The organism is Rhizobium anhuiense bv. trifolii, from assembly GCF_024346605.1.
GTDB lineage: Bacteria > Pseudomonadota > Alphaproteobacteria > Rhizobiales > Rhizobiaceae > Rhizobium > Rhizobium anhuiense.
In genome coordinates, this window is the sequence record NZ_CP098803.1 from 1,850,750 (window position 1) to 1,872,268 (window position 21,519).

Below are 21,519 nucleotides of genomic sequence, written 5' to 3' on the forward strand. Positions count from 1 at the left end.
GGTCCTAGTCGAGTTTGGGGGCGATGGAGAATTTGGCGGCGATCTGTCTCAACCACTCCTCTGTCCAGGTGATACGCTGGGCGCTGAGGTCCCCGACAATGCCACTGACCCAGGATAATTCGGCTGCGTGGATCGCTCGGAGATATTCCATCTCGAGAAGGAAGAGCCTTGGAACAGCCTGAGCTTCCTGCAAGACGTCGTCGATCCTGCGAAGTTCCGACTCGATGGCTTTTGCTCTGAGCTCAAGCTGGCTCGCCACATCATCAGGCGTAAGCAGCGGAAGAAATGACATCGCCGCGGGGAATTCCGGATATTCTCGCGTCAGGGTCGACAATATCGCCCGCATCCATTCCAGCGCGATTTCGCGGCCTTTCTCGGTTATCTCGTACACGGTTCGCTCTGGACGCTTGTCGTCCCGGACTGTTTTCCGCGGGATGATCAAGCCCTCGCGTTCGAGCCGCTGGATTGTTTGATAAAGGCTCGTCCTCTGCGTGACATTGATCACTTCGTCCTTGCCGCGCTCCTTGATGAGCCGCTGCATTCGGTAAGGATGCATTGGCTCTTCCATGAGCATTGCAAGGACGGCGAGCGCGACTGGAGAGCGTTTGATAGATGTCATAGTAATAATACTACTAGTTTATTTATAACTAGTCAATTCGAAGGCTCCAGGTCGCTGGATTCGAGACTCGCGCTGTTTGAAACGATGGTCGTGAATCCGCGCGGCGAGCGCATTCAACCAATTCCAAAGCGCAAGTTTCCGCTTTAAGGTGATCGCGCTCGAAATTTCATACGACTGTCACGAAGCGGTTTTATCCGCTGCGGCTTGTCAATCATCGGATGCGGTCAGGAGAAAGCCCATGTGGCTCAGCAATTTCACTCTCGTTCTCCCAAACGAGGTGGTGAGTGAAGGTGCCGTGCGTGTTGAGGATGGCGTCATCGCTGAGATCAGGCCGGAGCCGGTCGCCGCCGCTGCCGTCGATGGCGGCGGACGGCTGCTGATGCCCGGATTCGTCGATCTGCACGGCGACATGATCGAGCGCGAGATCGCCCCGCGGCCGAACGCGACGATGCCGATCGATTTCGGCATCCACGAACTCGACAAGAAGCTTGCCGCCGCCGGTGTCACGACCGCCTTTGCCGCCGTCTCTTTTGCGACCGAGAGCGTCTACGGCCATGTCCGTTCGCTGGAGACGACCTCGGCAGTGATCGAGGGCATCAACCGTCTGCGCGATGATCTGCTGATCGACCACCGCGTCCATGCCCGCTACGAAATCACCAATGTCGGTGCAGCCCCGGCACTCGAGCGTCTGCTGAATGCCGACCAGATCGACATGGTGTCGCTGACCGACCACACGCCGGGCCAGGGCCAATACAACAATCTGCAGAGCTACATCCTCAGCATTTCCGAGCGCCGCGCCATCTCAGAGGACATGGCGGCGGAGATCGTCGCCAAGCGCATCGCCATGCGCAACAATCCTGACATCGAGGCCAAGCTGAAGGAGATTGTCGCGCTGTCGCTGAAGCACAAGCTGTCGCTTGCCTCGCATGACGATGACAGCGTCGAAAAGGTCGCCGAAATGCATGATCTCGGCGTGACCATCAGCGAGTTTCCGGTCACGGCGCCTGCGGCGGAAGAGGCGCGCCGCCGTGGCCTCTGGACGCTGATGGGCGCGCCGAACGCGCTGCGCGGCCAGTCGATGTCGGGCAATCTCAGCGCCCTCGATGCCGCAAGGGCCGGCCTGCTCAGCGTCATCGCCGCCGATTATCATCCGGCCGCCTTCGTGCCCGGCATCTTCAAGCTTGCCGACATGGTGGAAGGCGGCCTGCCGGCAGCCGTTGCCATGGCGACCGGCAATGCGGCCCGCTCGGCCGGTCTGTCGGATCGTGGCGAGATCGCCCTTGGTCAGCGCGCCGATCTCGTCGTGGTCGAACCGGGCGATATCAACCGCATCCGCGCCACTTTCCGCGCCGGCCGCTTCGTCTACAGCGACGGCACGCTGCATCCGCTGCGGGCTTTGGCGGCTTAGCTGCACGTCTGAGCGTCGAAATAATCCCTCCACCACAGAATGACGAGATCCCGGCTAAGCTGGCTTTCTCGTCGACGGTACCCCGACTATCACATAACTCCGGAACAAGACGCCAACGATGCGGAGTCAAGATGTCATCTGAGCCGAGATTGCTGCACAAGGAGTGGGGGCTGCTGCCGCTCGTTTTAAGTGGAATCGCGACAATATGTGTAATTGTTGTGTCAATTTACTACGACAACCAATATGGTATCCCGAAAGTCTATATAGGTGGCAAATATATACAATGCGAAAAATCGGCTGCTTCCTTATTGAATGCGATTATATTTGTATATAAGTATCCAGGATTTGTTCTGATATTTATTTCTTTGATTTCTGTTGTTTTTTGTTATATATATGACAGGGGAATATTTGTTTTTGTTGTAATATATTTTGTAATATTCAACTATACATTTGCTACGATATTGAGCGGATCCAAGATTGTTTTAAGTCAAGCTTCAGTAGAGACGCTGTGTGAGAGGGGAGGTTACGGCTCGGTCGCGATTCACCTTCCTCTATTGTTTTTGTCCTCTTACGTAATCATTGGAAATATTGTTCTGGTGGCCAAGCGATGGCTCAGAAGGAGAATCAAGAATACCTGATACCACAGGATGGAATCAGTTGGCTGACCTCTGTGATTATTTTGGGGTCATAGCGGCGAGCGCTGCTCAATTCTTTCCGAAAGCTCCGGTGTTGAGATCAGTAGGGAAGACCTGATAAAGTTACAGGCTTTCAGAAAATAGCGCAGCAATCTAAGCGCGGTCGCCGATCAGCGAAATCAGCTGTGCCTTGGGTGCGGCGGTCGAGGCCTCCGCGCCGACGGCCTTGCCGCCTTCCATCGTCACCCGGCCTTCGGCAAACAGCCGCAGCGCCTGCGGATAGATTTGATGTTCGATGGTGAGCACACGCGCGGCAAGGCTTTCGGCTGTGTCGCCCGAGAGAACCGGTACGACCGCCTGGCCGATCACCGGCCCTTCATCCATGCCCTCGGTGACGAAATGCACCGTGCAGCCCGCGATCCGCATCCCGGCGTCGATCGCCCGCTGATGCGTATGCAGGCCGGGAAACAGCGGCAGCAGGGAAGGGTGGATGTTGAGCATCCGGCCTTCGTAACGCTGGATGAAAGTTGCCGTCAGTAGCCGCATGTAGCCTGCCAGGCACAGAATGTCGGGCGAAAGCTCGTCGAGCGCCGAAAAGATCGCCGCCTCATGCGCGTCCTTGCTGGCGTAGTCCTTGCGGGGGAAAGCGAAGGTGGCGATGCCTTCGGCATCAGCCTTGGCAAGCCCGCCGGCATCCGCCTTGTCGGAGATCACCCCGACGATCTCGGCCGGATAGTCGGCGGCCTTCGCCGCCGCAACCAACGCCATCATGTTGGAGCCGCTGCCTGATATGAAGACGACGACGCGTTTGCGCGGTGCGCTCATATCGCAAGCGTGCCCTTGTAGACCGTGCCGGCAGCGCCTTCGTCGCGGGCGATCATGCGGCCGAGCGTGATCACAGTCTCGCCCTCGGCTTCGAGGGCGGCCGAAACGGCCGCGACGTTCTCGACGGCAACGACGGCGATCATGCCGACGCCGCAATTGAAGGTGCGCAGCATTTCCCTGGATTCGACGCCGCCCGTCTTGGCGAGCCACGAAAACACCGCTGGAACCTTGACGGCATCAAGATCGATCTCGGCGGCTAGGTGTTTCGGCAAGACGCGCGGAATGTTTTCCGGGAAACCGCCGCCGGTGATGTGCGCCAGCGCCTTGATGGCGCCGGTCTCGCGGATCGCCTTCAGAAGCGGCTTCACATAGATGCGGGTCGGCTCGAGCAGCGCTTCGCCGAGCAGCCTGCCTTCGGCAAAAGGTGCGGCGGCGCTCCAGTCGAGGCCGGACAGTTCCACGATCTTGCGTACCAGCGAAAAGCCGTTGGAATGGACGCCGGAGGAGGCGAGGCCGAGGATCACGTCACCCTCGGCGATATCGCCCGAGGGCAGCAGCTTGCCGCGTTCGGCAGCACCCACGGCAAAACCGGCGAGATCGTAGTCGCCGGAGGAATACATGCCGGGCATCTCGGCGGTCTCGCCGCCGATCAGCGCGCAGCCGGCCTCGCGGCAGCCGGCGGCAATGCCGCCGACGATGGCTGCGCCCTGGTCGGGGTCGAGCTTGCCGGTCGCGAAATAATCGAGGAAGAACAGCGGCTCGGCGCCCTGCACCACGAGATCGTTGACGCACATGGCGACGAGGTCGATGCCGACGGTGTCGTGATAGTCGGCATCGATGGCGATCTTCAGCTTGGTGCCGACGCCGTCATTGGCGGCGACCAGAACCGGATCGCTGAAGCCCGCCGCCTTGAGGTCGAAGAGCCCGCCGAAGCCGCCGATCTCGCCATCGGCGCCGGGACGGCGCGTCGAACGCACTGCCGGCTTGATCTTCTCGACGAGGAGGTTGCCGGCATCGATATCGACGCCTGCATCGCTATATGTCAGGCCGTTTTTCCCAGACTGGCTCATGCTGGTCTCCGATGGCTATTTCAGGCGGCAAACGTGCCGCGTCATCTGCCGGTCGCAATTGCATGACAGGGGCGTTTATGCAAGCGTTGCATGGCAAAAGCCCCCAATTTCCCGCGTCTCCCTCCACCCTTTCCGGGATTTGACGCGACAGGGTTGACCATCTTTGCGCCTGCATCCTATGTGCTGAATGGCCGCTTCGGATCGGATGCGGCGTTTGGCGGCGGCGAGCAATCAACGGGGAAGCGATGCCACAGCATGTCAGCGGCAACAGTCTCAAGCGTCAGATCTTCTTCTGGCTGGCAGTGCTCGTCTTCTTCATCGTCTTTCTCTATGTCTTCAGCTCGATCCTGCTGCCTTTCATCGCCGGCATGGCGATCGCCTATTTCCTCGATCCGGTGGCCGACCGGCTTGAACGCCTGGGCCTGAGCCGCATGATGGCGACCATCGGCATTCTGGTCGCCTTCGTCATCGTCTTCGCCTTAGCGCTGATGATCCTCATTCCGGTGCTCATCAGCCAGTTCAACGATTTTGCCGAGCGTCTGCCGGGTTATATCAGCCAGTTGCAGCAGTTCATCACGCAGGCGCAGAATTCGCTGCTGCCGGACTGGGTCGAGAACCAGATGGGCGCGATCAAGGACAATCTCTCCGGCATCCTGTCGGAGGGTATGGGGTTCCTCACCGGGCTCTTCGCGCAGATCTGGAATTCCGGCAAGGCGATCGTCGACGTCATATCGCTGCTCGTCGTCACCCCCGTCGTCGCCTTCTATATCCTGCTGGACTGGGACCGCATGGTTGCCAAGGTCGATCAGTGGATCCCGCGCGATTATGTCAGCGATGTCCGCCAGATCGCCAAGGAGATCGACCAGGCGATCGCGGGCTTCATCCGCGGCCAGGGCTCGCTCTGCCTTATCCTCGGCATCTATTATGCCGTCGGCCTTTCTCTCGTCGGGTTGAATTTCGGCCTGCTGATCGGCCTCTTCGCCGGCATGATCAGTTTCATTCCCTATGTCGGCTCGATGGTTGGCCTCGTCCTCGCCATCGGCGTGGCGCTCGTGCAGTTCTGGCCGGATTATCCCTGGATCGGGCTGGTGCTCGTCGTCTTCTTCAGTGGTCAGTTCCTGGAAGGCAACATTCTGCAGCCGAAGCTCGTCGGTTCCAGCGTCGGCCTGCATCCGGTCTGGCTGATGTTTGCGCTTTTTGCCTTCGGCGCGCTCTTCGGTTTCGTCGGTCTTTTGGTCGCCGTGCCGGCCGCCGCAGCCGTCGGCGTCCTTGTTCGCTTCGCGCTTTCACGCTACCTTCAGAGCGATCTTTATTTTGGCGGGTCATCAAGCGGCCGCGCCAGGAAGACGAAATCAGTTCCCAATGAATGACGTCAAGAACGCTGATCCGAAGCGCAAGGCCGGAGAGCAGTTGCCGCTGGTCTTTTCGCACGATGCCGCAAGCGGGCGCGACGACCTCCTGATCTCGGAGCGTCTCGCCGCCGCCGTTTCGATCGTCGATGCCTGGCCCGCATGGCCATCGCCGGTCGTCGTGCTCGCCGGCCCGGTCGGCTCGGGTAAATCGCATCTTGCCCGCATCTGGCGGGACTTGAGCGGCGCCGTCGACATCCATCCCGAGCTCGGCTCGGATGCCGCCGTTGCCGCCGCCGCCGGCCCGGTGCTGTTCGAGGACGCCGATCGCCTCGGCTTCGATGACAACGCGCTATTCCACGTCATCAACAGCGTGCGCGAAAACGGCACCAGCCTGCTGATCACCAGCCGTCTCTGGCCGATGTCATGGCCGGTTTCGCTGCCCGATCTGCGCTCACGCCTGAAAGCGGCAACCGTCGTCGAGATCGGCGAACCCGATGAGGCGCTGTTGTCGCAGGTGATCGTCAAGCTCTTCGCCGACCGGCAGCTTTATATAGATGACAAACTCGTGCTCTATATCGTCAACCGGATGGAGCGGTCGCTGAACGCGGCCCAGACGATCGTCGAAAGGCTCGACCGGCTGGCCCTGTCGCGGGGTACGAAAATCACCCGGTCTCTTGCGGCCGAAGTATTGAATGAATTGGGAAATTCAGAACCGGCCGATTGACTGTCACAGTTCCGTCGTCAAACTGATATAATTGCCTTTGGCGATTGAGAACGGGGTAAGCGGACAATGGATAGTGCAGTCGCAGAACATCAAGAACTCGCTCCCGAGATCAACGACAACACTCCCCCGCTGGAAGAGCTGCTCAAGAGCCCCGAGCGCTTCATCAACCGAGAATTCTCCTGGCTGCAGTTCAACCGCCGTGTCCTCGAAGAAACGCTGAATACCGAGCATCCGCTGCTCGAGCGCGTCCGCTTCTTGTCGATCTCAGCCGCCAACCTCGATGAATTCTTCATGGTGCGTGTCGCCGGCCTCGAGGGCCAGGTGCGCCAGAACATCGCCATCCGCAGCCCCGACGGCAAGACGCCGGCCGAGCAGCTCGACTCGATCCTGCAGGAGATCGACCATCTGCAGATGGAGCAGCAGGCCTCGCTCGCCGTCCTGCAGCAATATCTCGCCAAGGAAGACATCCTGATCGTGCGCCCCGGCGCCTTGAGCGATGCCGACCGCCAGTGGCTGGCTGCCGAATTCGAACAGGCGATCTTCCCGGTCCTGACGCCGCTGTCGATCGATCCGGCCCATCCGTTCCCCTTCATTCCGAATCTCGGCTTCTCGATCGGCCTGCAGCTCGTCAGCAAGAACGGCCGCGAGCCGATGACGGCGCTGCTGCGCCTGCCGGTGGCGCTCGACCGCTTCGTTCGTCTGCCGGATGATGGAAACACGATCCGCTACATCACGCTGGAAGATGTCGCCAACATCTTCATCCATCGGCTCTACCCGGGTTACGAGGTGCAGGGTTCCGGTACGTTCCGCGTCATCCGCGACAGCGATATCGAAGTCGAGGAAGAGGCCGAGGATCTCGTCCGCTTTTTCGAAACGGCGCTGAAGCGCCGCCGCCGCGGTAAGGTCATCCGCATCGAGACCGACTCGGAAATGCCGGCCTCGCTGCGCCAGTTCGTCGTTCAGGCCCTCAATATCCCGGACAATCGCGTCGCCGTTCTGCCGGGTCTTTTGGCGTTGAACACCCTGTCCGAGATCACCAAGGCGCCGCGCGAGGATCTCAGGTTTGCCCCCTACAATGCGCGATTTCCCGAGCGCGTTCGCGAACATGCCGGCGACTGCTTTGCCGCCATCCGCGAAAAGGACATGGTCGTCCATCACCCCTACGAATCTTTCGACGTGGTGGTCCAGTTTCTTCTCCAGGCTGCGCGCGATCCTGACGTCCTGGCGATAAAGCAGACGCTTTACCGTACCTCCAACGACAGCCCGATCGTCCGCGCCCTGATCGACGCCGCCGAAGCCGGCAAGTCGGTGACGGCGCTGGTCGAGCTCAAGGCCCGCTTCGACGAAGAGGCGAACATCCGCTGGGCGCGCGATCTCGAACGCGCCGGCGTGCAGGTCGTCTTCGGTTTCATCGAGCTCAAGACCCATGCCAAGATGTCGATGGTCGTCCGGCGCGAGGAAGGCAAGCTGCGCACCTATTGCCACCTCGGAACGGGCAACTACCACCCGATCACCGCGAAGATTTATACCGACCTTTCCTATTTTACCTGCAATCCCGTCATCGCCCATGACATGGCGAATATCTTCAACTTCATCACCGGCTACGGCGAGCCTGAACAGGGCATGCAGCTCGCCATCTCGCCCTATACGATGCGCCCGCGCATCCTGCGCCACATCGAGGAGGAGATCCAGCATGCCAGGAACGGCGCGCCGGCCGCGATCTGGATGAAGATGAACGCGCTTGTCGATCCCGACATCATCGATGCGCTCTATCGCGCCAGCCATGCCGGCGTCGAGATCGATCTGGTGGTGCGCGGCATCTGCTGCCTGCGCCCGCAGGTGCCCGGCCTTTCGGAGAAGATCCGCGTCAAGTCGATCGTCGGCCGCTTCCTCGAACACAGTCGCATCTTCTGCTTCGGCAACGGCCACGGCCTGCCGTCCGATAAGGCGCTGGTTTACATCGGTTCGGCCGACATGATGCCGCGAAACCTCGATCGCCGCGTCGAAACCATGGTTCCGCTGACGAATCCGACCGTTCACGAGCAAGTCTTGTCACAGATTATGCTCGGCAACGTGATTGACAATCAACAAAGCTACGAGATATTGCCCGACGGTACGTCGCGACGCATGGAAGTGCGCAGGGGCGAAGAACCGTTCAATGCGCAGCAGTATTTCATGACCAATCCGAGCCTGTCGGGCCGTGGTGAAGCTCTGAAGTCCAGTGCGCCGAAGCTGATCGCCGGCCTGCTCGAAGGCCGCAACAACAAGTAAAACTGGACCTAAATGGTTGAATCTGAAGCCCAGGGGCGCCTTCCGGGGATCGCCCCGGTCTCCGTCGTCGATATTGGATCGAATTCCATTCGTCTAGTCGTCTACGAAGGCATGTCCCGTTCGCCGACCGTCCTGTTCAACGAAAAGGTCCTCTGCGGCCTTGGCAAGGGCGTCGCCCTTACCGGCAAGATGGATGACGACAGCGTCGCGCGGGCTTTGGCGGCGCTGCATCGTTTCAAGGCTCTGTCCGACCAGGCGCGCGCCGCCACCATGTATGTGCTGGCAACGGCAGCCGCGCGCGAGGCGAGCAACGGTCCCGATTTCATCCACCAGGCAGAAACCATCCTGAACCGCAAAGTCCGCGTGCTTTCGGGCGAGGAAGAGGCGAAATTCGCCTCGCTCGGCATCATCAGCGGTTTCTACAATCCTGACGGCATTGCCGGCGACCTTGGCGGCGGCTCGCTGGAGCTGATCGATATCAAGGGTAAGGAATTCGGCAAGGGCATCACTCTGCCGCTCGGCGGCCTGCGCCTGTCGGAATATGCCGGCGGTTCGCTCTCCAAGGCCCAGAGCTTTGCCCGCAAGCAGTTGAAGACGGCAAAGCTGCTGTCGAAAGGCGAGGGGCGTACCTTCTACGCCGTGGGCGGCACCTGGCGAAACATCGCCAAGCTGCACATGGAAATCACCCATTATCCGCTGCACATGATGCAGGGCTATGAGGTGTCGCTCGAAGCGATGATGCAGTTCCTCGACCAGGTGGTGGCCGCGCGCGACTCCAGGGAGCCGGCGCTGCAGGCCGTTTCCAAGCACCGTCGGTCGCTGCTGCCCTTCGGCGCCGTCGCCATGAAGGAAGTGCTGAGCGCGATGAAGCCGTCGATGATTTCCTTCTCGGCGCAAGGTGTGCGCGAGGGATATCTCTATTCGCTGCTGTCGGAGGCCGAGCGCCGCGCCGATCCGCTGCTTGCCGCTGCCGGCGAGCTGGCGATCCTGCGTGCCCGCTCGCCGGAGCATGCTCGCGAGCTGGCCGAATGGACCGGCCGCATGATGCCCCTCTTCGGCATCCAGGAAACCGAAGAGGAAAGCCGCTACCGTCAGGCCGCCTGTCTGCTTGCCGATATCAGCTGGCGCGCCCATCCTGACTATCGAGGGCTGCAGGCGCTGAACGTCATCGCTCACTCTTCCTTCGTCGGCATCAGTCATCCCGGCCGCGCCTTTATCGCGCTTTCCAACTATTACCGTTTCGAAGGCCTGCATGACGACGGCGCCACCGGCCCGCTGGCCCAGATCGCCACGCCTCAGCTCATCGAGCGCGCCAAGCTGCTCGGCGGCATGCTGCGTGTCGTCTACCTCTTCTCGGCCTCGATGCCCGGCATCGTCAAGAACCTGACCTTCCGCAAATCGCCGAACCCGGACCTCGACCTCGAATTCGTCGTGCCTCCCGAGTACCGCGATTTCGCCGGCGAACGCCTGGACGGCCGCCTGCAGCAGCTGTCGAGACTGACCAACAAGCGGCTGGCGTTTCTGTTCGAGTAGGGTAGGCATCTTTACGGCGGGCTGTTTTGACCGTGCCGTCCCTCCGCCTTCCCTCATTCCTGTGCTCATCACAGGAATCCAGCCACCGCGCGTCCGCTCGGTGAACGACTCAATGCGAGGGTTGAAAAAGTCTCTTGCGCCCAACGACTTGGGCGCACTGCATTCCTGTGACGAGCACAGGAATGAGGGAGAAACTTAGATGCCCACGACCAGATAAAAAAGGGCGGCGCTTACGTACCGCCCTCTCTATCTCACATCAAACCCGAATTACTTCGCGTTCAAAAACTCGCCGACCTCAAGCAGGCTGAACTCGTTATTGTCGGCCTTGTCGACGGCGCGGCCGGCCGAGAAGGGCAGGTTGTTGTCGTTGCCGATGATGATGTGCGTGGCGTCGACGCGGTCGACGTTTTCGATCGTCACGAACGGCATGTCGTAGACGCCGTCCTTGCTGCCGGCCTTCTTCTTGTTGTCGGGGTCCTGGATATTGAGGAGGTCGATATAGCCGATCTTGCGGACGGCCTTGCCGACATTGGCATCGTTGAACTCGATCTTGTAGACGCGCTTCAGTTCGGCCGGAGCCTCGAAGCAATCCGGCTTCGGCTGCTTGGGGTCGGCGCAGGCCTTGTCCTTGGCGCCGGCGCCGCTGTCGCGCTCGATGACGAGAGCGGTCGTGTCGTCGAGCATGTTGAAGTCGCCGATCGACACGCCCTTGTCTTCGAACGGATAGAGCCAGCTGCGGCCGGTCCACTTCTTGGCGGCGACGTCGAATTCGATAACGCGGATGGCGGTGTGGCCATCGACCGTTTCCATCGTGCCGTCATCCTTGTAGATGGCGCCTTCGAGTAGGCCGTAGAGCTTGGAACCATCCTTCGACATGGCGAGGCCTTCGAAGCCGCCGGAGCGCTTCAGGTTGAAGACCGGCATCTTCGCGGCCGGGTTGCCCGGCAGCTGGATCAGCGGATTGTCGGGCGAAAGCACCGGCTTGCCGTCGAGCGTCGTCGGGATGACGTCGGTCAGGCGGCCTGACGGGTCGAATTTCAGGATGTAGGGACCGAATTCGTCGCCGAGCCAGAAGCCGTCGGCAACCGGCTGGATCGATTCGATATCGAAGTCGGCGCCGGTGAGGTAGCGCGTGTCGGTGCCTTCGAGCACGATCGGGAACGGAGCGATCTTGTTGGGGTCGGAGAGGAAGAGGTTCTTGACGACATCAGCCTTGTTGCCGGCCCAGTCGAACTTCATCTGGTGCAGGAAGAGCATGGAGTCGGACGAGTTGGCCTTCGAGCCGAAGCCGTTGTCGGAGAGCGTCCAGAAGGTGCCGTCGGTCATCGTCTTGATGCCGGAAAAACCCTGGATCGGCTGGCCGTTGAAGGGAAGCTTCAGATCGGTGATGCGGGCGCCGTCCTTGCCGGGAACGGTGCCGAGCGCTTCGGTGCGCTTGCGGTCCGCCGTCGTGAACTTGCCGGAATGCTTGAGGAATTCGGGGGCATCGGCCGGTGCCGGAACCATGGTGTTGGCAGGCAGGATCGCCTGGCCGGCGAGCTTGGCCGGAAACTGCTGCTGGTCGGCCGCAGCGGAGGTCGCGACCAGGATGAAAAGCGATACGGAAGCAAAAAGGACGGTCTTCATAATATCCCCGTGGAACGGATGCGAATGCTTTCCGCTTAGCAGGGCTTTGATGTCAGCGAATTGACGGTTGGGTGAAGCTTTGGTGACGTGCGGCCGAACCGCTGCTCAGCCGTGCAGAATGACGGCGGGCGTGTTCAGGACGGTCACCGCGCGTGAGGAAAGCGCCATGACGCCAAGCGCCTGGCCGCGGCCCCTGACGGCATGGGTGCCGAGATCTTCGCAGGAGATGTTGTCGGGAAACTCCATGCGCCGGGCAAGCTCGGCGGAGATCAGCACCGGCCGGTTCAGACTGCGGCAGAGGGTTTCCAGCCGAGCGGTGGTGTTCACCGTATCGCCGAAATAGCTGATTTTGTGATGGTCGACGCCGACTTCGGCGGTGATGATCTCGCCGCCGTGAAGGGCGGCGCGCAGCTTCGGCACCTGGCCGTAATTTTTCCGCCAGCCGGCGGCATTGGCGTCGATATCGGCGAGAATGTCGAAGATGCAGCGCACGCAGCGCGCATTCTTGACACCACGGGCAAGCGGCCAGGTGATGATCGCGGCATCCCCGACATAGTCGTTGATCATGCCCTTGTGACGCCTGACGGGCTCGGCGAAGGTCGCAAACAGCGAGCTCAGCAGCTGCTGCGCCCTGAGGTCACCGTGCTTTTCGGCAAAGGCCGTCGAATCGACGAGATCGATGAACAGGAAGACACGTTCTTCCCTGACCGGATTGCGGTAGCGGCTGACGAGCATGCTGAGGAAAACGTCGCGGCCGAGCAGTTCTCGCACACGCAGGACGAAGATCATCAAGGCGCAGACCGCCAGCGCATAGAGGAAGACCTCGAACGGCATGATGACGAGATCGAGGAGCGACGGCGGCTTCAGCATGCCGACCGACCAGAGCAGCAGGCCCGCGCAGGCAAAGCCGATGCTCATCAGGATCTCATAGATCACCAGCTCGGTGATGATGAAGGCGAAAGTCGGCAGCTTTTGGATGCGCCTGTAGAGCGTGCGCAACAGCACCTTACGCTCGAAAGCGATGATCGGCATGCCGATGAAAAGCGCGAAGATCGCTCCGATGACGGGCGTCTGGTTGGAATAGAACATGGAATCATAGATGACGCCGCTGGCCGCGAGGACGATCGCGATCAGGATCCAATTCTGCGTCGGAGATATTTCCCGCATGCCGCCTCTGCGCCGTGATGTTTCACCCAGCCATTGTTTCCGGCCGGAACCAACCGTCAAGCGAATTCGAAACGACGGCGCCGCGTCGTTCGGACGCGTGAAGCACGATGCAGCCCTTGGAAGTGCTGCATAATCTATCCAACCTCAGAGGCTGACGGTTTCGACCTTCCGGTCGACGAAGCGCAGAGCGATGTCGCCCTGGATCAGCCGCAGCGCCGGCTCGCCGAAAAGATCGCGCCGCCAGCCGCTGAGGGCCGCGACATCGGCCTTTTCGCCCTCGGCGGCGATCCTGTCGAGATCCTCGCTGTTGGCGATCACCTTCGGCGCCACGCCGTGTTTTTCCGAAATCAGCTTCAACAGCACCTTGAGCAGTTCGACGGCGGCAGCGGCCCCTTCGGGCGCCTGCGCCTGGCGTGGTGCGTGCGGCATATCGGCCTTCGGAAGAGCAAGCGCCGCGTTGACGGCCTCGATGACAGCGGCGCCGGAAGTCGAGCGCTCCCAGCCTTTCGGAATGGTGCGCAACCGGCCCAGCGCCTCGGTATCCTTGGGCTGCTGCTGGGCGATCTCGTAGATCGCATCGTCCTTCAGCACGCGCGACCGCGGCACGTTGCGGGCGCGGGCCTCGCGTTCGCGCCAGGCGGCGACATATTTCAGGATCGCCAGCTCCTGCGGCTTGCGCAGGCGCATCTTCAATCGCTGCCAGGCATCGTCGGGATGCATGTCGTAGGTTTCGCGCGCCTCGAGAATGTCCATTTCCTCGGAGAGCCAGGAGGTGCGGCCTTCGCGATCGAGCTCCGCCTTCAGCGACAGGTAGACGTCGCGCAGGTGGGTGACGTCGGCCAGCGCATATTCCAGCTGCTTGTCGGAGAGCGGCCGGCGGCTCCAGTCGGTGAAGCGCGACGACTTGTCGATATGGACACTCTTGATGCGGCTGACCAGTTGATCGTAGGAGACGCTGTCGCCGAAGCCGCAGACCATGGCGGCGACCTGCGTGTCGAAGATCGGATGCGGAATGAGATTGCCGCGATTGAAGATGATTTCAATGTCCTGGCGCGCCGCATGAAAGACCTTCAGCACCTTCGTATCGGCCATCAGCTCGAAGAAGGGGGCGAGATCGATGCCCTTGGCCAGCGGATCGACGAGAACTTCGGTCGTCGGGCTTGCCATCTGGATCAGGCAGAGCTCCGGCCAGAAGGTCGTCTCGCGCAGGAATTCGGTGTCGATGGTGATGAAGTCGGACTTGGCCAGCTCTTTGCAGGCGGCCGCCAAATCGGCGGTGGTTTCGATCATATCATTTCATTCGCAAGGAAAAGGTCGGTTGAACCTTCCTTCTCCTTTCGGTTCGATATGTCAATACAACAGCATACGCTTCGAGCATTGCTGGCGAAGAATCACGTCCAAACTGAGGCAAGGGCGAACCACGGCGCGACGCGCGGCCACGATCGTGAAGGCGCGCGGTCTCAGCTCACCCTGAGATAACTCGTCATCCCCGTCTTCTGATGCTCGATGATATGGCAATGCAGCAGCCAGTCGCCGGGATTGTCGGCGACGAAGGCGAGCTGCACCTTCTCGTCCGGTTGGATGAGATAGGTATCGGAGGTGAGCGGCATCACCTCCCGCGTCGAGGAGGAGATCACCGTGAAGCTCATCCCGTGCAGATGGATCGGATGCGTATGCGGCGTGGTGTTCTCCAGATTGAAGACATAGCTCCTGCCGAGCTTCAATTCCGCAAGCGGCGCCGTCGGATCGGGCGTGTCGCCCGGCCACGGCACCTTGTTGATGGCCCAGAAACTGTAGCCGAGCGTGCCGCAGATGCTTTCGACGGCGGCATTCTCGGCGGTGGCGCTCAGCACCAGCGGGATCTGTTCGGCGGCGGAAAGATCGGCCTTCGGCACCGGATTTTCGACAAGCGTCCCGAGATCGCCGATATCGCGCTTCAACGATGATCCGACCGCGCGCAGGCTGGCGATCGTCTTCGGCGTCGTGCCGCGGATATCTTCCAGCGTCGCGACCGCGCCGTCGCTATCCGGCATGCGCACGGCGAGATCGAGCCGTTGACCCGGCCCGATCTGCAGGAGGTCGAGGGGAAAACGCTTCGGCACCGGGTTGCCGTCGATCGCAATCACCGTCGCATCGGCGCCTTCCATCTTCAGCGAGAAGATCCGCGTCACGTCGGTGATCGCGATGCGCAGCCGCACCAGCCCGCCGGCCGGCGCGTCATATTGCGGTTCCTGGTGCCAGTTGGCCGTGCGCACCGTGCCGTAGGTGCCGGTCTTGGCCGCGTCGCGCGGCCGGAAGGGAGCGATGAATTGCCCGTCGCCGCCGAGCCGCCAGTCACGCAGGTTCAGCACCACTTCGGCATCGAACCCCGGATCGGCTGGGTCCTCGACGACGATGACGCCGGTCATGCCGTGCCCCATCTGCGTCAGCGTGTTGCAATGTGGATGATACCAGAAGGTGCCGGCATCGGGTGGCGTGAAGGCATAATCGAAGCTGTCGCCGGTATAGATGTAGGGCTGCGTCATGAACGGTACGCCGTCCATGCGGTTGTCGATGCGAAGCCCGTGCCAGTGGATCGTGGTCGGCTCGTCGAGCCCGTTTTTCAGCCGCGCCGCATAAGGGCGTCCCTTGGTCATCCTCAAAACCGGCGGCATGCCGTCGTGGCCCCAGCTCATGATATCCTTGGTCGGTCCCGCCTCGGTCAGCATGGCCTCGGTCTTTACCGCCGTCAGCAACTGCGGCTCGGGAGCTGCCTCGGCAAGCCCGAATTTGCCGGCAATGCCAATGCCGGCGCCATAAGCGCCCGCGACGGCGGATGCCTTCAAGAGGTTGCGGCGGGTAAGCAGAGGCATGCGGACGCTCCACGGTGAGAATGCCGATCCTTTTAAAGTTGACCGGTAGCTTCAGCAATACGGCAAGCGCGGCCAAACTGCCGCAGCATGGCGGCCGCCGCCTCGCCATAAACGCGTGTCAAACGCCCGGCCGCGTGCGCCAAGCCTTGACAAATCGGAGCGTCCATGCGCTTTTCCGCCCGATTTTCTTGTCGGCGCTTGAGGGTCCTGAAACCCTTGCTGCCGTCTCAGTACATGCCAGGATTTGACATCATGCATCGCTATCGCAGCCACACATGCGCCGCACTCCGCAAGACGGATGTCGGCTCGACCGTCCGCATTTCCGGCTGGGTCCACCGCGTTCGCGACCATGGCGGCGTTCTCTTCATCGACCTTCGCGACCATTACGGCATTACCCAGGTCGTCGCCGATCCCGACAGCCCGGCCTTCAAGATGGCGGAAACCGTGCGCGGTGAATGGGTCATCCGCATCGACGGTCTCGTCAAGGCCCGCACCGAAGACACCGTCAACAAGACCATGGCGACCGGTGAGATCGAGCTCTACGCGCAGGAGATCGAAGTCCTCTCCGCCGCCAAGGAATTGCCGCTGCCGGTCTTCGGTGAGCCGGACTATCCCGAGGACGTCCGCCTCAAATATCGTTTCCTCGATCTTCGCCGCGAAACGCTGCACCGGAACATCGTCAAGCGCACCCAGGTCATCTCCGCCATGCGCCGCGAAATGGGCAATGTCGGCTTCACCGAATATACGACCCCGATCCTGACGGCTTCCTCGCCGGAAGGCGCACGCGACTTCCTCGTGCCCTCGCGCATTCATCCCGGCACCTTCTATGCCCTGCCGCAGGCGCCGCAGCAGTACAAGCAGCTGCTGATGGTCGCGGGCTTCGACCGCTACTTCCAGATCGCGCCGTGCTTCCGCGATGAAGATCCGCGCGCCGACCGCCTGCCGGGCGAATTCTATCAGCTCGACCTCGAAATGAGCTTCGTGACCCAGGAAGACGTCTGGAACACGATGGGTCCGTTGATGACCAACATTTTCGAGGAATTCGCCGAAGGCAAGCCGGTCACCAAGGAATGGCCGCGCATCCCCTATGACGAGGCGATCCGCAAATATGGTTCGGACAAGCCGGACTTGCGCAACCCGATCGTTATGGAAGCGGTGACCGAGCATTTCGCCGGCTCCGGCTTCAAGGTCTTCGCCGGCATGATCGCCTCCAACCCGAAGGTTGAGATCTGGGCGATCCCGGCAAAGACCGGCGGCTCGCGCGCCTTCTGCGACCGCATGAACGCCTGGGCGCAGAGCCAGGGCCAGCCGGGCCTCGGCTATATCTTCTGGCGCAGCGAGAACGACAAGCTCGAAGGCGCAGGTCCGCTTGCCAAGAACATCGGCGAGGAACGCACCGATGCGATCCGCACCCAGCTCGGTCTCGGTGATGGTGACGCCTGCTTCTTCGTCGCCGGCGAGCCGGAAAAGTTCTACAAGTTCGCCGGCGAGGCTCGCACCAAGGCTGGCGAAGAACTGAACCTCGTCGACCGCGACCGCTTCGAACTGTGCTGGATCGTCGACTTCCCCTTCTTCGAGTGGAGCGAGGAAGACAAGAAGGTCGACTTCGCCCACAACCCGTTCTCGATGCCGCAAGGCGGCCTTGACGCGCTGCAGAACCAGGATCCCTTGACGATCAAGGCGTTCCAGTATGACGCCGTCTGCAACGGCTTCGAAATCGCCTCGGGCTCGATCCGCAACCAGTCGCCGGAAACCATGGTCGCCGCCTTCGAGAAGGTCGGCCTCAGCCAGCAGGATGTCGAAGATCGTTTCGGCGGTCTCTACCGTGCCTTCCAGTATGGCGCGCCCCCGCATGGCGGCGCTGCCTTCGGCATCGATCGCATCGTCATGCTGCTCGTCGGCGCGAAGAACCTGCGCGAAATCTCGCTGTTCCCGATGAACCAGCAGGCCCAGGACCTCTTGATGGGGGCGCCGAGCCCGGCAACGCCGACGCAGCTGCGCGAGCTCTCGATCCGGCCGATCCCGCCGGTCAAGAAAGACTGAGATCTCTGATCCCAAATGCAAAAGCCCGGCGGCACAACCGCCGGGCTTTTTGCTTGTTTCACTCGCTCATAATGCCGCGTAGATCGCCTCGCGAAGATCGACGGTGAACTTGCCCCACATGCCCTCCAGCGTCGTGTTGGTCAGCGCCACGACGGTCAGCCCGTTGACCGGGTCGATGAACCAGCTATGGCCGTAGACGCCGCCCCATTTCAGCGTGCCCTTGGGGAAGGGGACGCCTGCCTCGGCCGGATTGGTGATAACGGACCAGCCGAAACCGAAGCCGGAACCGGGCTCGTGCTGTTGGCGGCGCCCGCCGGCCTGGTCGGTCGTCATCATCCCTACGGTTTCGCTCGAGACCAGCGGGGCGCCGCCCCTGCGGATGGTGTCGAGGATGGCGAGCACGTCACCCGCGGTTCCCGCCATGCCGGCGCCGCCCGAATGATAGGAGGCGGGGTCGAAGATACGGTTCGGCGCGAAGCGGATGGGACCCATCAGCGACATCACCAGCGCATTCTCGCCCATCAGCGCCGGTTCCGGTGAAGCATCCATATAGGCCGCCGCCAGCCGGCTGCGGTCGCGAACCGAAAACGTGGTATCGGCAAGACCGAGCGGTTTCGTCACTAGATCAGCGACCGCGTCGCCGAGCGGCACGCCGGTTTCCGCCTCGATGACGCCGCCCAGAACATCCATGGCGAGGGAATATTGCCAGTCGCTGCCCGGGGTGAAGCGCAGCGGCGCGCTGGCGATCCGCCGCAGGTTCTCGGCCAGCGGCAGTCCCGGTTCGTCGAGGCCGTCGGAAACGCCGGCGCTGATATAAGGGCCGCCGTCCTCTTCGGAGAAGCTGTAGCCGAGGCCCGCTGTATGGGTCAGCAGGTGGCGGATGCGAATGGTTGCTTCGGCGCCGTCGGGCAGCCTTGGACGGAAGTCCGGCAGCCATTGCGTCACCGCGTCGTCGAGCCCGATTCTTTCCTGCTCGACGAGCCGCATCGCGGCGATGGTGACGATCGGCTTGGTAATGGAGGCGAGCCTGAAGATCGTGTCCTCGCGCATGGCCAAACCGTTTTCGCGATCGGCAAGGCCGGCGGCGCGGCGATGGACGATCTCTCCGTCGCGGGCGATAAGCACCACCGTTCCAACCAGCCGTTGTTCGGTAAGCGCGCTTGTGATTGCCGCATCGACCGCTGCGGCAAGGGATGAACTCCTGTCGGCATCCGCCGTTTCGAGGGGAAGACTCATCAGATTAAATCTCCTATAATCACAATGACCGTTCCTGAATATAGCAAGGCGCCTCGAATTTCTAGAGTGATCATTGTGAAAAATACTCCAGACGTAGAAAAAACCACCGCCCGACGACGCGGCCGCCCGCCGGCCTTCGACCGCGAGACCGTTCTCTCGGCGGCGCGCGAGACCTTCTGGGCGCATGGATATGAGGGCGCCTCGATCGCCGATCTCACCGCCGCCATGGGCATCACGCCGCAAAGCCTCTATGCCGCCTTCCACTCGAAGGCCGATCTCTATCGCGCGGCGCTCGAGCAATATCGCGGCCTGGGCGCCGATACGTTTTCCGCGCTCGGCGAGCCGATCGACACCGTCTCCGCCTTCGAGCGCATATTGCGGGGCTCGGCGGCGATCTTCTCGGCACCGGAGCATCCGAAAGGCTGCATGATCTCGACGGCAGCGCTGAACTGCGCCAGCGAGAACGACGTGATCGTCGATCATGTTGCCGCGATGCGCCGTCGGTCGCTCGACGCTTTCACCGCGAGGATCGAGCGCGGCATTCGCGAAGGCGATATCAAGGCCGGGACGAACCCTCGCGCACTCGCACGGTTCCTCGGCGCCATCATCCAGGGCATGTCGGTGCAGGCGAGGGACGGGGCGCCTCTTGAAGAACTGCTTGATATCGCAGCCCACGCGATCGCCGAGGTCGCCCGCCACCGCGCCTGAAAACGAAAAGGCCCGGCAGTCCGTGAACTGGCCCCGAAAGTTGGACATCAACCTTTGGGGCGCAGTTCACTGCTGCCGGGCCTTTGATCGCAAGATCGAAGCGATCAGTCGTTGGCGGTAACCTTGACGCCGAGCACCTGCGGCAGGGTGTTCGGGGCGCCCATGGCGGCGCCCACGATCGTCGGGAACGGCACCGGCTTTTCAGGCGCGGCCTTGACCGTCAGGCTCTTCGGATCGTCGAGGAAGGTGTTGACGGCGGCCGAAACGGCGTTCTGCAGTTCCGGGATATTGAGCTGCGCCAGCATGATCGGCGTCATCGCCTTCAGCGAATCCGCCATCTGCTTGCCGGACATGTTCTGCTGCGAACCGGCATAATCCAGCGCGCGCTTGGTGATCGAAGCATCTTCGAAGCGCACCTGTGCGGCCTCGAAGGACAGCTGCTGCATCAGGCCAAGCATGGCAAGGCCGAGCGCCTGCTGCGACTGTTCCTTGTTCGGATTGGCTTCGGATTCCTTCATCGCATCCTGCATCGATTTCATGAAGGCCATCGTGTAGCCGGAGATCTTGAAACCGAGATTGAGCTTGCCGACGTTGGTGAAATCGAGGGCGAATTCCGAAATGTCGATCGTGCCGGGCGCGAGTTCCCAGGCGCCCTTCATGGTGATGTCGCCCTGGACGTGCTGCAGAGCGAGCTTCTCGATCGCGTCCTTGCTCTGCGCATCCTGGGTCTTGGTCAGATCGGCCTTCATGCTTTTGAAGGCGCCGTCGAAATCGAAGCCGGATTCGTCCTCGCGCAGCGTCAGGTTCATATTGCTTTCGAGCACCGAGAACACTTCCGCGCCGTCCTTGACCACCTTCAGCGGGCCGGTATGGGCACTTTCGTAGAGCATCATGGTATCGAGCGTGTCGCCGCCCGCCGTTGCCGGGATCGAAATGCCGCCGAGCGTCAGCTCCTGCGCCGTCACCGTGACGCCGTCTTCCGTTTTGTTGATATCGGGGAAGGCGGCCTCTTCGATGTAATAGCCGCCATCCTCGTCTTCTTCGACGCCGGAAAGGGTGACTTCGCCGATCGGCAGGCTCTCGCCGCCGGTCGGCTTGACGGTGACATTCTTCAAGGTCACGGTCGTGCCGTCGATGTCGATGTTCTCAGCCGCAATCGTCCCGCCCTGAGCGGCATAGGCGGCATTGAGCTTCTTCAGCAAATCGGTGCCGTCGAGAGCGAAAGCCGAACCGGCGAGCGAGAAAAAGGCGGCGCCCGACAGCATCAGCCGCGTTGTCCGGGAAATATTCATGGGGTGATTCCTCTGGTGGCGTGTGGCGGTTGGAAATCTGCAGTTACGCTACTACGGATTGGGCCCGCTTTATATTTGCGGACTTCTAAATTTCCGTTGAAAGGAACGGCAAACGAAGTCCAAATTACGGCGGAACGTTTGTCTCATCCTTACAGTGC

General features: G+C 61.4%; 16 protein-coding genes. 7 read left to right on the forward strand and 9 right to left on the reverse strand.

The features are described from left to right. Positions 1 to 4 precede the first annotated feature (4 nt). Positions 5 to 619: a PadR family transcriptional regulator gene (locus tag NE851_RS17775; protein WP_179877558.1), complete on the reverse strand. Its 615-nt coding sequence runs from the start codon at positions 617 to 619 to the stop codon at positions 5 to 7. 238 nt (positions 620 to 857) lie between these two features. Here NE851_RS17775 and NE851_RS17780 point away from each other — a divergent pair, with 238 nt between their 5' ends. Next, positions 858 to 2,027: an alpha-D-ribose 1-methylphosphonate 5-triphosphate diphosphatase gene (locus tag NE851_RS17780; RefSeq protein ID WP_025570221.1), complete on the forward strand. Its 1,170-nt coding sequence runs from the start codon at positions 858 to 860 to the stop codon at positions 2,025 to 2,027. Positions 2,028 to 2,815: 788 nt separating this feature from the next. On the opposite strand, the gene purN is transcribed toward NE851_RS17780, so the two are convergent. Together purN and purM are read right to left on the reverse strand one after the other, a co-directional pair. After that, entirely contained in the window at positions 2,816 to 3,487 is a 672-nt protein-coding gene (gene purN, locus NE851_RS17785) for a phosphoribosylglycinamide formyltransferase (RefSeq protein ID WP_097542987.1), read from the reverse strand. Beyond that, the gene (gene purM / locus NE851_RS17790) at positions 3,484 to 4,557 is read right to left on the reverse strand and encodes a phosphoribosylformylglycinamidine cyclo-ligase (RefSeq protein WP_025570225.1); all 1,074 of its coding nucleotides are present in this window, start codon (positions 4,555 to 4,557) and stop codon (positions 3,484 to 3,486) included. The genes purN and purM overlap by 4 nt, the downstream gene beginning before the upstream one ends. Before the next feature lie 245 nt (positions 4,558 to 4,802). Between purM and NE851_RS17795 the strand changes: the two genes are divergently transcribed. From NE851_RS17795 to ppx, 4 genes are all read left to right on the forward strand, one after another. Further along, entirely contained in the window at positions 4,803 to 5,927 is a 1,125-nt protein-coding gene (locus NE851_RS17795; protein WP_097542988.1) for an AI-2E family transporter, read from the forward strand. Continuing rightward, a complete protein-coding gene (hdaA, locus tag NE851_RS17800; RefSeq protein ID WP_025570229.1) occupies positions 5,920 to 6,633 on the forward strand; it encodes a DnaA regulatory inactivator HdaA in 714 nt (237 codons plus the stop codon). Before NE851_RS17795 ends, hdaA begins: the two co-directional genes overlap by 8 nt. 66 nt (positions 6,634 to 6,699) lie before the next feature. Next, positions 6,700 to 8,904 carry an RNA degradosome polyphosphate kinase gene (locus NE851_RS17805; protein WP_047616369.1) on the forward strand — a complete coding sequence of 735 codons (2,205 nt, stop codon included), beginning with the start codon at positions 6,700 to 6,702 and terminating at the stop codon, positions 8,902 to 8,904. 12 nt (positions 8,905 to 8,916) lie between these two features. Next, positions 8,917 to 10,437: an exopolyphosphatase gene (gene ppx / locus NE851_RS17810; protein ID WP_097542989.1), complete on the forward strand. Its 1,521-nt coding sequence runs from the start codon at positions 8,917 to 8,919 to the stop codon at positions 10,435 to 10,437. 267 nt (positions 10,438 to 10,704) lie between these two features. Here the strand turns inward: ppx and NE851_RS17815 are convergent, their stop codons facing one another. The 4 genes from NE851_RS17815 to NE851_RS17830 form a co-directional block, all read right to left on the reverse strand. Continuing rightward, complete coding sequence (locus tag NE851_RS17815) at positions 10,705 to 12,063, reverse strand: esterase-like activity of phytase family protein (protein ID WP_063474264.1); 1,359 nt, start codon at positions 12,061 to 12,063, stop codon at positions 10,705 to 10,707. 105 nt (positions 12,064 to 12,168) lie between these two features. Continuing rightward, a complete protein-coding gene (locus tag NE851_RS17820) occupies positions 12,169 to 13,230 on the reverse strand; it encodes an adenylate/guanylate cyclase domain-containing protein (RefSeq protein ID WP_025570680.1) in 1,062 nt (353 codons plus the stop codon). A gap of 144 nt (positions 13,231 to 13,374) precedes the next feature. Beyond that, positions 13,375 to 14,520, reverse strand: coding sequence for a ribonuclease D (gene rnd, locus NE851_RS17825; protein ID WP_063474265.1), 1,146 nt, complete (start codon positions 14,518 to 14,520; stop codon positions 13,375 to 13,377). A 170-nt stretch (positions 14,521 to 14,690) separates the two neighbouring features. Further along, complete coding sequence (locus NE851_RS17830) at positions 14,691 to 16,082, reverse strand: multicopper oxidase family protein (RefSeq protein WP_097542991.1); 1,392 nt, start codon at positions 16,080 to 16,082, stop codon at positions 14,691 to 14,693. 252 nt (positions 16,083 to 16,334) lie between these two features. Here NE851_RS17830 and aspS point away from each other — a divergent pair, with 252 nt between their 5' ends. After that, positions 16,335 to 18,125 carry an aspartate--tRNA ligase gene (gene aspS / locus NE851_RS17835; RefSeq protein ID WP_047616382.1) on the forward strand — a complete coding sequence of 597 codons (1,791 nt, stop codon included), beginning with the start codon at positions 16,335 to 16,337 and terminating at the stop codon, positions 18,123 to 18,125. A gap of 66 nt (positions 18,126 to 18,191) precedes the next feature. Here the strand turns inward: aspS and NE851_RS17840 are convergent, their stop codons facing one another. Continuing rightward, positions 18,192 to 19,361, reverse strand: coding sequence for a serine hydrolase domain-containing protein (locus NE851_RS17840; protein WP_097542992.1), 1,170 nt, complete (start codon positions 19,359 to 19,361; stop codon positions 18,192 to 18,194). 66 nt (positions 19,362 to 19,427) lie between these two features. Here NE851_RS17840 and NE851_RS17845 point away from each other — a divergent pair, with 66 nt between their 5' ends. Then, a complete protein-coding gene (locus NE851_RS17845; RefSeq protein ID WP_097542993.1) occupies positions 19,428 to 20,069 on the forward strand; it encodes a TetR/AcrR family transcriptional regulator in 642 nt (213 codons plus the stop codon). 104 nt (positions 20,070 to 20,173) lie between these two features. On the opposite strand, the gene NE851_RS17850 is transcribed toward NE851_RS17845, so the two are convergent. Continuing rightward, entirely contained in the window at positions 20,174 to 21,361 is a 1,188-nt protein-coding gene (locus NE851_RS17850) for an aq_1923 C-terminal domain (RefSeq protein ID WP_047616388.1), read from the reverse strand. Positions 21,362 to 21,519: the final 158 nt, after the last annotated feature.

What these genes read in the sequence shown, in the direction of transcription:
- rnd (WP_063474265.1), bottom strand. Translation starts at nt 14,520, where the DNA reads ATGATCGAAACCACCGCCGATTTGGCGGCCGCCTGCAAAGAGCTGGCC.
- purN (WP_097542987.1), bottom strand. Translation starts at nt 3,487, where the DNA reads ATGAGCGCACCGCGCAAACGCGTCGTCGTCTTCATATCAGGCAGCGGC.
- NE851_RS17830 (WP_097542991.1), bottom strand. Translation starts at nt 16,082, where the DNA reads ATGCCTCTGCTTACCCGCCGCAACCTCTTGAAGGCATCCGCCGTCGCG.
- aspS (WP_047616382.1), top strand. Translation starts at nt 16,335, where the DNA reads ATGCATCGCTATCGCAGCCACACATGCGCCGCACTCCGCAAGACGGAT.
- NE851_RS17850 (WP_047616388.1), bottom strand. Translation starts at nt 21,361, where the DNA reads ATGAATATTTCCCGGACAACGCGGCTGATGCTGTCGGGCGCCGCCTTT.
- NE851_RS17820 (WP_025570680.1), bottom strand. Translation starts at nt 13,230, where the DNA reads ATGCGGGAAATATCTCCGACGCAGAATTGGATCCTGATCGCGATCGTC.
- NE851_RS17840 (WP_097542992.1), bottom strand. Translation starts at nt 19,361, where the DNA reads ATGAGTCTTCCCCTCGAAACGGCGGATGCCGACAGGAGTTCATCCCTT.
- ppx (WP_097542989.1), top strand. Translation starts at nt 8,917, where the DNA reads ATGGTTGAATCTGAAGCCCAGGGGCGCCTTCCGGGGATCGCCCCGGTC.
- NE851_RS17815 (WP_063474264.1), bottom strand. Translation starts at nt 12,063, where the DNA reads ATGAAGACCGTCCTTTTTGCTTCCGTATCGCTTTTCATCCTGGTCGCG.
- NE851_RS17780 (WP_025570221.1), top strand. Translation starts at nt 858, where the DNA reads ATGTGGCTCAGCAATTTCACTCTCGTTCTCCCAAACGAGGTGGTGAGT.
- NE851_RS17805 (WP_047616369.1), top strand. Translation starts at nt 6,700, where the DNA reads ATGGATAGTGCAGTCGCAGAACATCAAGAACTCGCTCCCGAGATCAAC.
- purM (WP_025570225.1), bottom strand. Translation starts at nt 4,557, where the DNA reads ATGAGCCAGTCTGGGAAAAACGGCCTGACATATAGCGATGCAGGCGTC.
- NE851_RS17775 (WP_179877558.1), bottom strand. Translation starts at nt 619, where the DNA reads ATGACATCTATCAAACGCTCTCCAGTCGCGCTCGCCGTCCTTGCAATG.
- hdaA (WP_025570229.1), top strand. Translation starts at nt 5,920, where the DNA reads ATGAATGACGTCAAGAACGCTGATCCGAAGCGCAAGGCCGGAGAGCAG.
- NE851_RS17795 (WP_097542988.1), top strand. Translation starts at nt 4,803, where the DNA reads ATGCCACAGCATGTCAGCGGCAACAGTCTCAAGCGTCAGATCTTCTTC.